13 protein-coding genes are annotated in these 14095 nt (G+C 65.8%); 7 read left to right on the forward strand and 6 right to left on the reverse strand.

Features of this window, described 5'->3' with window-relative positions; translation table 11 throughout:
• Positions 1–207 precede the first annotated feature (207 nt).
• Both VHK65_03385 and VHK65_03390 read left to right on the forward strand, forming a co-directional pair.
• Entirely contained in the window at positions 208–1146 is a 939-nt protein-coding gene (locus VHK65_03385; GenBank protein HVS05190.1) for an ice-binding family protein, read from the forward strand.
• A gap of 108 nt (positions 1147–1254) precedes the next feature.
• Positions 1255–2637 carry a kelch repeat-containing protein gene (locus VHK65_03390; protein HVS05191.1) on the forward strand — a complete coding sequence of 461 codons (1383 nt, stop codon included), beginning with the start codon at positions 1255–1257 and terminating at the stop codon, positions 2635–2637.
• A 4-nt stretch (positions 2638–2641) separates the two neighbouring features.
• On the opposite strand, the gene VHK65_03395 is transcribed toward VHK65_03390, so the two are convergent.
• Positions 2642–3916, reverse strand: coding sequence for an amidohydrolase family protein (locus VHK65_03395; protein HVS05192.1), 1275 nt, complete (start codon positions 3914–3916; stop codon positions 2642–2644).
• Between the two features lie 87 nt (positions 3917–4003).
• On the opposite strand from VHK65_03395, the gene VHK65_03400 reads away from it, so the two are divergent.
• Positions 4004–4858: a YihY/virulence factor BrkB family protein gene (locus VHK65_03400; protein ID HVS05193.1), complete on the forward strand. Its 855-nt coding sequence runs from the start codon at positions 4004–4006 to the stop codon at positions 4856–4858.
• Here VHK65_03400 and VHK65_03405 read toward each other — a convergent pair.
• Positions 4810–5853, reverse strand: a complete 1044-nt coding sequence (locus VHK65_03405) for a hypothetical protein (GenBank protein ID HVS05194.1) — start codon at positions 5851–5853, stop codon at positions 4810–4812. The two genes, VHK65_03400 and VHK65_03405, sit on opposite strands and share 49 nt — an antisense overlap.
• 72 nt (positions 5854–5925) lie before the next feature.
• Between VHK65_03405 and lepB the strand changes: the two genes are divergently transcribed.
• Entirely contained in the window at positions 5926–6477 is a 552-nt protein-coding gene (gene lepB, locus VHK65_03410; GenBank protein HVS05195.1) for a signal peptidase I, read from the forward strand.
• Positions 6478–6492: 15 nt separating this feature from the next.
• Here lepB and VHK65_03415 read toward each other — a convergent pair whose 3' ends face one another.
• From VHK65_03415 to VHK65_03430, 4 genes are read right to left on the reverse strand one after another with little or no spacing between them, the layout of a single operon-like run.
• A complete protein-coding gene (locus tag VHK65_03415) occupies positions 6493–7287 on the reverse strand; it encodes a sugar phosphate isomerase/epimerase (GenBank protein ID HVS05196.1) in 795 nt (264 codons plus the stop codon).
• Positions 7287–8135 (reverse strand): carbohydrate ABC transporter permease, encoded by an 849-nt coding sequence (locus tag VHK65_03420; protein ID HVS05197.1) that lies wholly within the window; start codon positions 8133–8135, stop codon positions 7287–7289. The genes VHK65_03415 and VHK65_03420 overlap by 1 nt, the downstream gene beginning before the upstream one ends.
• Positions 8135–9067 (reverse strand): sugar ABC transporter permease, encoded by a 933-nt coding sequence (locus VHK65_03425; GenBank protein HVS05198.1) that lies wholly within the window; start codon positions 9065–9067, stop codon positions 8135–8137. Before VHK65_03425 ends, VHK65_03420 begins: the two co-directional genes overlap by 1 nt.
• A 24-nt stretch (positions 9068–9091) precedes the next feature.
• Positions 9092–10411: an extracellular solute-binding protein gene (locus VHK65_03430; GenBank protein ID HVS05199.1), complete on the reverse strand. Its 1320-nt coding sequence runs from the start codon at positions 10409–10411 to the stop codon at positions 9092–9094.
• A gap of 119 nt (positions 10412–10530) precedes the next feature.
• Between VHK65_03430 and VHK65_03435 the strand changes: the two genes are divergently transcribed.
• The 3 genes from VHK65_03435 to iolD are packed head-to-tail and all read left to right on the forward strand — an operon-like array spanning position 10531 to position 14086.
• The gene (locus VHK65_03435; GenBank protein HVS05200.1) at positions 10531–11292 is read left to right on the forward strand and encodes a GntR family transcriptional regulator; all 762 of its coding nucleotides are present in this window, start codon (positions 10531–10533) and stop codon (positions 11290–11292) included.
• Positions 11289–12215 (forward strand): deoxyribose-phosphate aldolase, encoded by a 927-nt coding sequence (locus tag VHK65_03440; protein ID HVS05201.1) that lies wholly within the window; start codon positions 11289–11291, stop codon positions 12213–12215. The genes VHK65_03435 and VHK65_03440 overlap by 4 nt, the downstream gene beginning before the upstream one ends.
• Complete coding sequence (gene iolD, locus VHK65_03445; GenBank protein HVS05202.1) at positions 12215–14086, forward strand: 3D-(3,5/4)-trihydroxycyclohexane-1,2-dione acylhydrolase (decyclizing); 1872 nt, start codon at positions 12215–12217, stop codon at positions 14084–14086. Before VHK65_03440 ends, iolD begins: the two co-directional genes overlap by 1 nt.
• The last annotated feature ends 9 nt before the right edge of the window (positions 14087–14095 follow it).

Consider the following 14095-nt stretch of genomic DNA (forward strand, 5'->3'; position numbering starts at 1 on the left):
CGCTGCCAACCAATGCTGAGCTCGGTGACTTGACAGAACGCCAATGTTGAGCGCAGAGTGAAAATGGACTCACCGGCCCATCTCGCGCCCCTCTCACTGGAGTCGGGATTCTGATCCGCCCCTGAGTTGAGCGAAGAGCTTCGCACGTTTCTTGGCGGGAAGGATTCTAGGAGGTGCACGGCAATGACTCGGCTGACAAGGCCCCTGATGGCCTCGCTTATCTCCGTCTCAGCGTTGGTCCTCTTCGCATGGTCGATGGCGGCGCTGGCGTCCACGGCCCCAGACCTCGGGAAGGCCAAAAGTTTCGCGGTGCTGGCGGGCACAACGGTCACCAACACCGGCCTGACGGTGATTACGGGCGATCTCGGGGTGAGTCCCGGCACCGCCGTCACGGGTATGACCGGCCCCCCGGATGGAACCCTTCACGGGACGCAGCACACTGGTACCGACGCGCTGGCGATACAGGCCAAGAATGACCTGACTACGGCGTATGGCGTCGCAGCTTCGTCCCCCTGCAATTTCAATGAGACTGGCAAGAATCTCGGGACCCAAACTCTCACGCCTGGCACCTACTGTCAGACCACGGCGCCGACGCTAACCGGGACGCTCACGCTCAGCGGCAATGGGGTCTTCATCTTCCAGATCGGGAGTACCCTCGTCACCGGACCCGGCGCAACCGTACACCTCACGGAGGGGGCTCAGCCCTGCAACGTCTTCTGGCAGGTCAGCAGTTCGGCAACCCTTGACACGACGACCACCTTTGTTGGAACCATCATGGCGCTTTCAGATATCAGCCTTAAGGACGGAGCAAGCATCCAGGGCCGAGCTCTGGCACAGACCGGCCAAGTGACGTTGATCCACAATCAGATCACGGCGCCGACCGACTGCAGCGAAGTCACCGTGCCGGGCCCGACAGCCAGCCCCACACCGACACCCACGCCAACACCCACGGCCAGCCCCACACCGACACCCACACCGACACCCACACCGACACCCACGGCCAGCCCCACACCATCCCCGGCACCCGCGCTCGCGACCACCGGCGATGGTCCGCAGAACGCTCTTCCCTTGATGCTGGTGCTGATCGCCGGGTATTGCGTCGCGGGCTTGGGCCTGATCGTTCGAGAGCGGGGCCGCAGAGTGTAGACGGCGAGCGATTCGCCAGGGCGGCCGATTGAGGACTGAGCGCACGGCCGCGGCTCGGCCAGATCCAGCTCTCGTACCTTTTTGTTCCGACAAGCGTTCACTAACGGGATGACGACTGCCGGTCGATCGGGCCTTGCCAGCCTCGCGGCACTCGCCATCACCGCGGTTTCTCCCGGCGCGGCGAACGTAACGGCGGCGGGCAACCCGTGGTCACCAGCCGCGAGGATGGTGCAGGCGCACGAGGCCGCGACCGCGACGCTGCTGGCAAACCGCAAAGTGCTGGTGGTCGGCAGTTGGCCAGACCTCAACACCGGCGCCGAGCTCTACGACCCCGCCCTGGATACCTGGTCGCCCACCGGGCCCATGGTCGTCCCGCGGGCGTTGGGCACGGCCACGCTCTTGCCCTCCGGCAAGGTGCTGATCGCTGGGGGGATTACGGCGGACACCGGCCACAGCACGACACGAACCGAGCTCTATGACCCGGAAACCAACTCCTGGTTCTCAGGAGAAAACATGGCTGTCCAGCGCAGCAGCCACACGGCCACGCTCCTGTCGAGCGGCAAGGTCCTGGTCGCCGGAGGCCAGAACGCGAGCGGCTACATCGCCACGGCCGAGCTCTACGACCCGGTCAGCAATCACTGGACGATGGCGGCCCCGATGGAAGCCGGATACGCCGGCGCCCGCGCAACCCTGCTGGCGAATGGAACGGTGCTTCTTGCCGGCGGAGCCACCCTTGGCGACGCTCGAGCGGAGCTTTATGACCCGGCGACCAACCGGTGGTCGAACGCCGGCACGGCAGCGCGAAATACAGAAACCATGACCAGGCTGACTGACGGTCGGGTCTTGATCACGGGGCAAGGCAAGGAAGCTAATCTGTATAACCCGGCCACCAATCGCTGGTCCGTTGCGGCAGCCATGCTCCAGGATCGCGTTGCTCCCAGTGCCACCCGCATCGCCGACGGTCGGGTCCTGGTCGCCGGCGGCAGCACCACGATCGGCGGTCAGCAGGTCTGGTTGACCAGCGCGGAGATCTACGACCCTAAAGCGAATCGCTGGTCACCAGCAGGCTGCATGGCCCAAGCACGCTGGGAGCAGACAGCCACCCTGGTGTCGACGAGGCTGCTGGTCGCCGGTGGCAGCGTACCGCCAGCTGCGCTATCCAGCGCTGAAATGTTCGATCCGGGCAACGAGTCCGCCAGCCAGCTGATTGACTTCTGCCCTACCGCTTCGGCGGGCCAATCCGCCGTGGACACGCCATCTCCGCCGCCCTCGGCGACGGTCGCGGCACCGTCCGCCTCCTCGACTGGTGCTGCGACACAGGCATCGGTCCGGCCCGCGGGGGAGCTGGCGCGGCTTACGGGCGTCCCGGGCGTGGGCACTCTGACCGTCAGTCGAGTGGCAGCCGTCGGGATCGTTGCCGGTGTCCTCGTGCTACTCGCGCTCGCTATCGCGCTCCTCCTGCGGGCTCGATCGCGGAGGCGCGGCATCTAAACCGCTAAACCCCGGCGGTCACCTTGCTGCGCGTCGTGTCGTGCACGACGCGGCCGTCTTTGACGACCAGCCGCACGCGGGATCGGTCGGTGAAGAGATCGATGTTCGCCAGTGGGTCGCCCTCGATCGCGACCAGGTCGGCCAGCTTGCCCGCGGCCAGGGTCCCGAGCCGCTCCTGCGTACGGAGTACTTCGGCCGGAACTCGCGTAGTCGCTTCGATCGCCTGCATCGGTGTCATCCCGGCTTCGACCATGAGCGCGAGTTCCCGTCCGTTCTCCCCATGCGCACCCACGCCGGCATCCGTCCCCATCGCGACCGTGACGCCGCTCTCAATTGCTGCCTGCACGGAGGCCCGGTGGTGCCGGATGGTCTGGCGCGCCTTGTCCACCATCCTCGGGGGCAGGCTCCCCGGATTTCCCTCGGCCCCGGCGATGACGTCCCGGGGCGCCACCAACGTTGGAATCAGCGCGGCGCCCTTGGCCTTCATCATCGCGATCCCTTCCTCGTCGAGGAAACAGCCGTGCTCGATCGTCATCACTCCCGCCTGGAGCGCATTCTTGATCCCTCGGGCTGACATCGCGTGCGCCATGCAGCGTTTGCCCACCGCGGCTGCCTCGTAGACGGCGACCGCGATCTCCTCGACCGTGAGCTGGGCCGCGTCCGGATCGTCGCTCGCCGATAGGACGCCGCCGCTGGTGCAGAGCTTGATCCAGGTGGCGCCGGCCCGCAGGACCTCGCGCACCTTGCGCCGCATGCCATCGATTCCGTCCACCACACCGTCGGGCACGTCGAGAGGCGCGCCCAGCGGCACCTCCACGCCGCATGGCATCCAGGGATCGGCGTGACCGCCGGTCTGGCCCAGGATGCTGACTGCGATTTCCATGCGAGGCCCGGGAAAGAGGTTGCGCTCGACCGCCAACTTGACCCCAACCGGGGTCAGTCCGGCATCTCGCACGGTTGTGAAGCCGGCCTGCAGCGTCGCCGCGCAATTGGGAACCGCGTGCAGGAGCTCCAATGAGGCAGGCGTCATCAGGATCCGGGAGAAGTTGATGCCGGCCTCTGCGCCCAGGTGGACATGCAGGTCCATCAGGCCGGGCAGCAAGGTGAGGTTGTCGCCTTCGAGCACCCGCGTACCAGGCGGAATGCGCACGGAAGATCTGGGCCCGACCGCCTTCAGCCGCTCGCCCTCCCAGACCGCCACGGCATCCGCCACCGGGTCGCGCCCGGTGCCGTCGATGAGTCGGTCGACGACCAGGGCAAAAGTATCTTCCTCGCCCATACCAGCATCCTAGCCGAGGGTCGACGCGCTGTCACAAGTGCCCGAAGGTTTCCGCAAATTTCCCTCCTGGCGCTGGTTCTACGGATCGTGCTGTCCCGCCCCTCTGAAGAGCCCGTCATCCAGCTTCCGACCCATGGCTTAGTCCGCTGGGGCCACCCGATCCGCTGGCTCCTCGGCTACCTGAACAGCCCGGCACCCCACTACGCGCCGGCGATCGCCTTCAATGCCTTCATCGCGATCTTCCCCATCACGCTCGGGCTCGTGGCACTGCTCGTGATCACGTCGCCGGGCCAGCTCGTGACCCGCGAGGTGGAGCGCATCATTCTCGAGGCATTTCCGGTCGGCACGCGCGCGGACATCGGGCACCTGATCTTCTCCGCGGTCAAACACCCCAAGACGCTTGGCCTTATCTACCTGGTGGCCATGCTGTGGAGCTGCTCGGCGCTGTTTTCCTGCATCGGTGGCGCGCTGAACGCGCTGCATGGGGTGACCGGACGCCATGTGATCAAGCAGCGCCTGATGGGTCTGCGGTTGAGCCCGGCGCTGCTCGGCACAATTGTCTGCCTGGTCGCACTTGCAACCCTGACCGACCGTTTGCCAAAAACGCCGCTCATTGGCATCGTGGCAGCCACCGTCGTGCTGACCTTTTTGATTGCGTTCATTTATCGCACGGCGCCCAACACGCATGTGCCGATTCGACAAGCGCTGCCAGGGGCGTTCCTAGCTGCTCTGGCCATCGTGGCGGTGACGCTGGCTTTCCCCCTGTACACGAGCCTGTCCTCAGAGATCAGCATGCTGGGCCGAGGGCTGGCGATTGCGCTGGTGCTGCTTGGCTGGCTCTACCTGGTGGCGCACATTCTGCTACTGGGCGCCTACTTCAACAACCATCATCGTCACCGGCAGGGGCCGGCCAGGTCGGCCACAATCGTCGAGACTCTCTGAAGACCACGCGCCGGCGTGTACAGCGAAATGGCCTGCTGGTCGGCAAACCAGATCCCATGGTCTTCGGCCACGATCTGCGCGATCTGGCTGCCGGAGTACAGTTGGTGGCCCTGGTTCGCCGCGGGCACTTGCCAGATCTGGACACTGTCCGGGGAACCGAGCGACTCAGCGACGATCAGCGGACGTTTGTCGTGGTCGAAACCCATGACCGCAAGCGACTTCCCGGGCTGGTAAAACCAGGGCACGGTTGGTCCGCCGTTTAGATCCCGGCGCAGGATTTGGTTCGGCATGTTCGTTCCGCTGTACTGGGAAAAGACCGGATGGGGGTCGGCCGCGTTGACATCAGGGAGCCAGGCTGCAAATCCGCCGACCGCTTGGACCGACTTGTCGCTGAACACGGTCTGCACGGTGCCGGTCGTGGGATCGAGGAGCCAGAGCCCGGGTCCGGGCGGCCCCTCCCATGCATGGTTGAAGTAAACGCCTTCCTTGGCGTAATAGAGGACGGTCTCCGGACCGTCGGGGGCTTTGTACGTTCGGTCGATTCCGGTCGCCACGTCAACGAGGTGAATGGCGCCGAAGTCGGTGCTGTAGGCATAGTGCGCACCGTCTGGTGAGACGCTTGGCAGCTTAACCGGCAGCCAGCGCCCGAGTGGCCAGTCGTAGGAGCCCGCGCCTGGCCCACCGCCATACAGGTACGGCTTAGCACTGGACCGATACCGCGTTCCGTCCAGAACGATGGCGCCGGTCGGGTCGCCGCTGACCTGTCCGCCCGGATACGTCAAGAAGCCTGCGGACGGAACCTGTCCTTGTGCGGTTTGCGTCCACGTCACGACCGGCAGCTGGCAGGGCAGTCCACCCGAGGAGGCGGTCGTGCCCGAAGGCGAGAGGGACGGTGTGTGGGTCGGCGAGGCGGTCGGACGCCCACCAGACGCAGTCGTCGGCCCGCCGCAGGCGGCCAACATCACCGCCAGCGTGCAGATTCCAAGTCGTTTCATCAGCCAGAGAACCCGCTGAGCAGCCCGTTAGTTACGGCCTCTCGCCAGTGACGCTGTAGCCTGAGAAGCGCTGTGGGCACGTCGACGAAGCGGCGATCGCTGGCGGTGTTGATCGTCGCCGTCCTCGTCTTTGCCACCCTGTTGGGCACCGGTGTCTTCCTGCTTCTGCAGAACGCACAGACCCTGCCAGCCTTTATCCAGCCGCTGGTCGGCCGGCGAGCCATTCACATCCTCGGCGATGCGATGGCACCGGCTCTGCGCGACGGGCAGTTCGTGTCGGTTGACACCCATGCCTACGCCCATCACCCGCCGCAACGCGGGGACATCGTTCTCTTTACGCCGCCGAGTGAGGCCTCGACGCTGTTCATTAAGCGGATCATCGCCATCCCAGGCGACCGGCTGTTGATCACCAATGGGACCGTGTCCGTCAACGGCCAGGCCATCAGTGAGTCCTATCTGCCAGAGCGATGGATTTACAACAACTCCTGGCCGGCGGACGGCCAGGCTCAGATCGTGCCGGCGAATCGGTACTTCGTGATGGGCGATAACCGCAATCACTCGAGCGACTCTCGCGTTTTCGGCTTCGTCAGCCTGGAGGCCATCCAGGGCAAACTGCTGCCCTGAATTCCGGGCTTTAGATCAGGCGAGGAGCGCGTCGATCGCCGCGCGGCCGCGGCGGGCGATGTCTTCGGGGTCCTGCTTCCAGTAGCCGGGATTGAAGGTCTCGAGGCTCCAGGGCCCGGTGTATCCATGGGCCTTGAGCGCGGCGAGCAACGTCTTAAGTTGAATGACCCCCTCGCCGGGAAGGAGACGGTCTTCGTCCTCGATCTCCCGCGGCGGCTTATCGGGCGCGTCATTCAGGTGCACCAGCGCGAGCCGCTCGACCGGAAAGGCGTCCAGTGGCTGGCTGCCACTCGCATGCCAGTGACAGGAGTCGAGAACGAGTTCGATGCCGTCGATGCCGTCGACGGTCTCGCTCGCGATCTCCGGCGTGTTGATCGGGCAGTCGCCGAAGCCGAGGAACTCGAAAGCGATCCGGATGCCCAGCCTGTCGGCTCGATCGCGGGCCAGCTCGAGGGCATCGCGTGTCGCCGGCATGGCCCGGCGCGTTTCGAGTCCCGGCGCCCGCGGGGGGATCGCCAGCAGGTACGGCGCGCCGAGGCCCTGGCAGATCTGCAGTCGGGGTGTCAAGTCATCCTCGATGAGCCTTCGGTCCATCCGGCCGTCGGCTTGAACGGTGAGGGCCACGCCATTCAGGGTCAGGACGTCCTTCGGCCGCCCGATGGCAGCGGTGGCGCGCACCTCGGCCGCGTCCTTCAGCAGGCGCTCCGCGCGTGCCTCGATTCCGGCGTACCCCGTTCCGCGCGCAATCTCCAGCACGCGTTGGGTCGGCGTCGTCATCAGCGTCGCGCCGTTCAGGTAGATCGCCGTCATCACTTATCGCGGATGACGCCGAAGGTCAGCCCGGCCACCATGTACTTGCGTGCGATCACCATCAGGACGAGCGGCACGGACATGGCGATAACACCCGACGCCGCCATGTCATTCCAGATGATCTCGAACTGGGTGACCAGGCCCTGGACGCCGACCGGGAAGGTCTGGGACTGCGGCGTGGCGGTCAGGATCAGCGCGAAGAGGAACTCGCTCCACGCAAACGTAAAGACGATCGTCGCGGCGGCCAGCAGGCCCGGGGTGGCCAGCGGCAGGAGGACGCGGCGGAATGAGGTCCAGCGGTTGGCCCCATCAACCAGGGCTGCCTCTTCGAGCTCGATGGGGATCTCCGCGAGAAAGCCTTTCAACATCCAGATCGCAAACGGCAAATTGAACAGTGAGTAGATGCCGATCAGGGCGATCGGCTGGTTGTAGATCTGCAACGTGCGGACGATCGCAAAGTACGGGACGACCACGGCGACGGGTGGGAGGAAGCGAAGCGAAAGCGCCCAGTTGAGGACACCAACGCGCAGCTGGGGAGGCACGGAAAGGCGGGTGATCGGGTAGGTGATCACCAGCCCGACGGCGATCGTAACAACAACGGTGGCGGCGCAGACGATCACACTGTTCTTGAGCAATACCCAGAAGCCGCGATCGAAAAGGACGCTGGCGTAGGAGTTCAAGCTCGGGTGCTGTGGAAAGAGCGTGATCGACTGATACAGTTCCGCTTTGCTTTTCAGCGAAGTCGCGATCAGCCAGTAGAGCGGGAACGCATAGAGAAAGCCGGCCACGCCGAGGCCGGCGACGATCAGGATGATCCGGGCCCAGACGGCGGCACCGCGGCTGCGCATCAGGCGCGCTCCAGCGGGAGGGCTCGCGTCACGAGCGAGTAGAGGATGCTGATCGAGACAAGCACCATCACGGCCAGCGCCGCGGCCTGGCCTCCGTCGAAAAATCGAAACTCGATCCGGTAGATGTAGAGGCTGAGCAGCTGGGTGGCCGTCCCGGGGCCGCCACCGGTGAGGATGTAGACATGGTCGAAGACGCGGAGCACGTCGGCCACGCGAAAGAACAGGATCAAGAGAAACAGCGGCCGCAGGTAATGAAGCTCGATGTAGCGGAACTGCGTCCACCACGTGGCCCCGTCGACCTGTGCCGCCTCGACCGACTCTTTGGGAACCGTCTGCAGCCCGGCGAAGAGCACGAGGTAGACGAATGGCGTCCATTGCCAGATGTCGACGCTTGCCACCGAACCCATAGCGAGAATGGGGACCCCGAGCCACTGTATGTCGGAGTGCGTGATGCCAAGCGAATGCAACACGTAGTTCAGTACCCCGTAGCCGGGCGCGTAGATCAGCCGGGCCACCACGCCCACGGCGACGGGCGGGACGACCAGCGGCACAACGGCCAGCACGTAGAGTGTCGCCCGCAGCCCGGCGCGCTTGACGGCGCGATGAACCAGCAGGGCGAAGCTGAGGCCGAGGAGGATCTCGGTGGGGAGAACGATCAGGGCATACAGGCCCGTGGCGCGCAGCGCGTCGACGAAGAGGGGATTGCCCAGGGCCCGCGCGTAGTTGCGGAAGCCGACGAACGTGCCGTCGTCCAACGTGACCGACTGCCAGACCGCGATCACGAAGGGGATCGTCACGATGACGAAGACGATGCCGAGCGCGGGTAGGAGGATCGTATAGGCGAGCCGCTCCTGCCGGCTCCGCCGGCGCCGACCGGCCCCCACCGGTTTCGAACCGGTCGGGACCGGGAGTTCGGCGACCACGCGGCTCACATCGTCAAATGTAGGACGGTTCGCTTAGGACGGGTAGTTGGCGGCCTTCATCAGCGTGCGGATTTCGCCGGCCGCCTTCTGCATGGCGGCCGCCGGGGTCATCAGGCCGGCCACCGCGGCGTTCATGGCCGTCCCATAGGAGGTTTCGACGGCGCCCCACTGGTCGGTCCGAGGCCGCCAGTTCGGCACGGCCGCGAAGGAGGCTGCGAGCGCCTTGAAGTAGGGGTTCGCCGACGCCAGCGACGCGTCGTTGAGGATGCTGTTGCGGATCGGGATGCCGCCCTGGGCGACGTAGTTGCGCATGTTGCTGGTCTGGAGCATCCACTTGATGAAGTCGGCGGCGGCCTGGCCATTCTTCGAGCCCTTGGGAATGCCGAGCAGCCAGTTGCCCATCATGCCCAGGCCCTTGCCGCTGGGGCCCTGCGGAATCGGGATATACGCGACCTTGCCCTTGACCTGGCTCACCGTCGGGTCCTCGACGATGCCGGTGATCTCGCCGGGCCAGACGGTGGACTGGTACGCCTTTCCGGTGGCCATCGCTTGCGAGCGCTCGGCAGCATCGAAACTTTCGGCGCCCGGCTCCGCGTATTGCTTCAGCTTCCGGGTGAGGAAGTCCACCGCCGTGATGGAGGCGGTCGAGTCGAGCTGGACCTTCCAGTTGTCGTCGAAGATGTTGCCACCGAAGGACCAGAGGATGGGCAACGAGTCGCTGCTCACCGGGTTGGTCGCCTTGCCGCGGATGACGTAGCCGTAGAAATTCGCGGCATTGTACTTTGCCGCGTTACTTAGCACGTCATTCCAGCTGGTCGGCGCGGCCGACTTGTCGCTGCGATACATGAACATCTCGACGTTGCCGACGATGGTGATGCCGTAGAGGTGTTTTGCCTTGCTCTGCTCGGTGGGCGGCACCGGCCCACTTGGTGGAGGCCAGGTGCCCACGTCGTAGACCACCGCCGGAATGTCCGGGTCGCGCGTGAAGCCAAAGTTCGAGTCGAGCGGCTGGAGCGCGCCCATGGTGCCGAATTTCGGCATCCAGGGGTCGTCCATCATGCACAGGTCATACGACGAGTCGTTCGCCTGAAACGTGGTGACCAGCTTCGAATAGAGCGAGTCGTACGGGAATTCGACAACCTGCACCTCGATGCCGGTCGCGCTCTTGTAATTTCCCACGACCTTCTTCAGCGGCCCGTCCTCGTTGCCCTGGACGGCCGCGACGACCAGCTTGGTTACCTTGTTCGTCCCGGTGCTCTCTCCGCAGGCGGCCAGGAACGCTGGGAGCGAGGTGAACGCGGCGGTCGTGACCGCCGTCCGTTTGACAAATTCCCGCCGGCTAATTCGCTGCATTCCCTTTCCTCCTCATGAGGTCGTCGCGATCCTTCCGTTGCGCTGAACCCCTCTATAATATTGAGGTCAGGTTGTCATGACAACTGGTTTCTGCGGCAGCGGCCGCAGTGGGTGAGGAAATGGGGGCCCGGAGAGGACGTACCGACACCGTGCTCGACCGGGAAAGCCCCGTCCCCCTCTATTACCAGCTCGCCCAGAACATGGAAACGGCCATCCGTTCGGGGCAACTCTCATCCGGATCTCACCTGGAGAACGAAATCGAGCTCGCGCGACAACTGAGAGTGAGCCGGCCCACCGTGCGTCGTGCGATCGCCCTGCTCGCGAACAGAGGTTTGGTGATCCGCCGTCATGGCATCGGAACGCTGGTGGTACCGGTGCGCGTGCGACGGCCGGTGCGCCTTAGCAGCCTCTACGATGACCTCAAGGAGGGGGGTCAGGCTCCGTCCACTCGCCTGCTCGCCCACGAGATCGTGCCGGCGCCGGTGGACGTCGCCTCCAGCCTGCAACTCTCCAAGGGCACGCGCGTGTTGCATTTCGAACGGTTGCGGCTGGCCAGCGACCAGCCGATTGCGTTGATGCGCAACTTCGTGCCGCTGGCACTCGAGGACGTGGTGACGGAGGAGGGCCTGAAGGCCACCGGTCTCTACCAGCTGCTGCGGCAGAGCGGGATCCACTTGCGGTTGGCCTCCCAGACGATCGGCGCGCGCAGCGCCCAGCGGCGGGAGGCGCGCCTGCTAACCGTTCCCGCGGGGGCGCCACTCCTCTCCATGCGTCGCATCAGCTACGACGATGCCGGCAAGCCCGTTGAATACGGCTCGCACGTCTACCCGGCCGAACGCTATTCCTTCGAGATGTCCGTCGTGGCAGACTCGAGGACGTGACTCTCGCCGCCACCGAGCTGCTGGCACGCCTCACGGAGGCTCGAGCGACCGATCCTAGCGCCGTGCACAACGCGCTGGCCAAGCGCGGGCGACGGCCCCTGCTCCAGCGCGGCTCACTCTTCCTGGTGGCCGCCGACCACCCGGCGCGCGGTGTGCTCAAGGTCGGGTCGGACCCGATGGCGATGGCCGACCGCGGTGAGCTGCTGCGGCGGCTCCTGATCGCGCTCGAACGGCCGGGTGTCGACGGCATCCTCGGCACGGCCGACATCATCGAGGACCTCGCGCTGCTGGGAGCGTTGGAGAACAAGGTCGTCTTTGGGTCGATGAACCGTGGCGGGTTGACTGGCTTCCGCTTCGAGCTCGACGACCGATTCACGGCCTACACTGCGGACGGCATCGTCGCCGCCGGTCTTGATGGCGGAAAGATGATGGTGCGTGTCGCCGACGAGCCCGAGACGCTGCGCACGCTGGCCGCGTGCGCCCATGCCATCGACGAGCTGTCCGCCCGGAAGTTGCCGGCGATGGTGGAGGTTTTCGCCAGCCATGTCGAGGAGGGACGCCTCCACAACCGCGATGACGCCGACTCGCTGATTCGCGCGATCGCCATCGTTTCTGGATTGGGAACCACGTCGGCCTACCTGTGGTTGAAGCTCCCCGCGGTCGATGACCTGGAGCGGGTGATGCGGTCGACCAGCCTCCCGACGCTGCTCCTCGGAGGTGACCCAGGGGAGGACCAGGCGGAGACATTTGCGATCTGGCGGCGCGCCATGGCGATTCCGCAGGTGCGCGGCCTGGTGGCCGGACGGTCGCTGCTCTATCCCCGGGACGGGAATGTCGCCCAGGCGGTCGATGCGGCGGCGGCCGTGGTGGCCGAGAAGAAGGCCCCCACCCTACCCTCCCCGGGAGGGGGAGGGAAAAAGTAATGCGTCTCACAATGGCGCAGGCCCTCGTGCGGTTCCTGGCGGCGCAATTCGCCGAGCGCGACGGTGTGGAGCAGCGCTTCGTCACCGGCTGCTTCGGCATCTTCGGCCACGGCAACGTGGCCGGGGTGGGCGAGGCGCTCTTCGAACAACCTGAGCTGCTGCCCTACTACCAGGCGCGCAACGAGCAGGCGATGGTCCACGCCGCCGTCGGCTACTCGCGGATGCGCAACCGGCTGGCGACGATGGCCTGCACCAGCTCGATCGGACCCGGCGCGACCAACATGGTGACCGGCGCAGCGCTGGCGACGATCAACCGGCTGCCGGTCCTGCTGCTCCCAGGCGATGTCTTCGCCTCGCGGCCGGTGGACCCGGTCCTGCAACAGCTCGAAGTGCCATGGCGGGGCGATGCCTCGGTGAACGATTGCTTCCAGCCGGTCTCGCGCTACTGGGACCGCATCACCCGACCCGAGCAGCTGATCCCGTCGGCGCTGCAGGCGATGCGCGTCCTCACCAACCCGGCCGAGACGGGAGCGGTCACCCTCGCCCTCCCGCAGGACGTCCAGGCGGAGGCGTTCGACTATCCACCGAGCTTTTTTGAGAAGCGGATCTGGAGCGTAGCGAGAGCTGAGCCCGATTCCCGCGCGCTCGACCGCGCGGCGGCGATGATTCACGCGGCGGACCGGCCGATGATCGTTGCCGGTGGCGGTGTCATTTATTCGGAAGCCAGCAACGCGCTGCGCCAGTTCGTCGAGCTGACCGGCATCCCGGTGGGGGAGACGCAGGCCGGCAAGGGATCGCTGCCCTTCGATCACCCGTCGAATTTGGGCGCGGTCGGCGCAACCGGCACCCTGGCCGCGAACCGCCTTTCCCGCGAGGCCGACGTCGTGATCGGGATCGGCACGCGCTGGACCGACTTCACCACCGCCTCGCACACGGTGTTCGCCAACGGGCATGTGCACTTCATCAACCTCAACGTGCTCGACTTCGACGCCCACAAGAACAGCGGCCTCGCCCTGGTCGGCGATGCGCGCGCCGGCATCGCGGCGCTGGGCACTCGGCTACGTGGCTACGCGGTCGATGCCTCGTATCGCGACCTCGCTGCCCGCCTGAACAAGGATTGGAATCGCGAGGTCGACCGCCTGTACCACCTGGGACATGGGCCGTTGCCGGCGCAAAGCGAGGTCATCGGCGCGGTCAACGATGCCGCCGGTCCGCGCGACGTGGTCGTGTGTGCCGCCGGCTCGATGCCGGGCGACCTGCACAAGCTGTGGCGAACGCGCGATCCCAAGCAGTACCACGTCGAGTACGGCTACTCGTGCATGGGCTACGAGATCGCGGGTGCGCTCGGCGTCAAGATGGCGGCGCCCGACCGCGACGTCTTCGCCATGGTCGGCGACGGATCCTATCTGATGATGAGCAGCGAGATCGTCACCGCCATTCAGGAAGGGATCAAGCTGATCATTGTGCTGGTCGACAGTCACGGCTTCAATTCGATCGGCAGCCTCTCGCGGTCCCTCGGCACGGACGGTTTCGGGACGCAATACCGGTTCCGAAAGAACGGATCGCTCGGGCTCGACAGCGACACCGCCTCGGGGGCGGTCTTGCCGCTCGACCTGGCGGCGAATGCTGCCAGCCTCGGGGCCGACGCCGTCCGGGTCGGCAGCGTCGATGAGCTGCGGGGAGCACTCGCGCGCGCCAAGCAGGCGACCCGGACATCCCTCATTTGCATCGAGGTCGATCGCTATGAGGGAGTGCCGTCCTACGAAAGCTGGTGGGACGTTCCGGTCGCCGAGGTGGCGACGGTCGAGGCGGTCAATGCGGCGCGGCTAGAGTACGAGCAGGCACGCAAGAAAGAGCAGCGGTACCTGTAGGAGGGAAGC

The sequence above is a fragment of the Candidatus Dormiibacterota bacterium genome (assembly GCA_035544955.1).
In the GTDB taxonomy this organism is placed as follows: Bacteria; Chloroflexota; Dormibacteria; order CF-121; family CF-121; genus CF-13.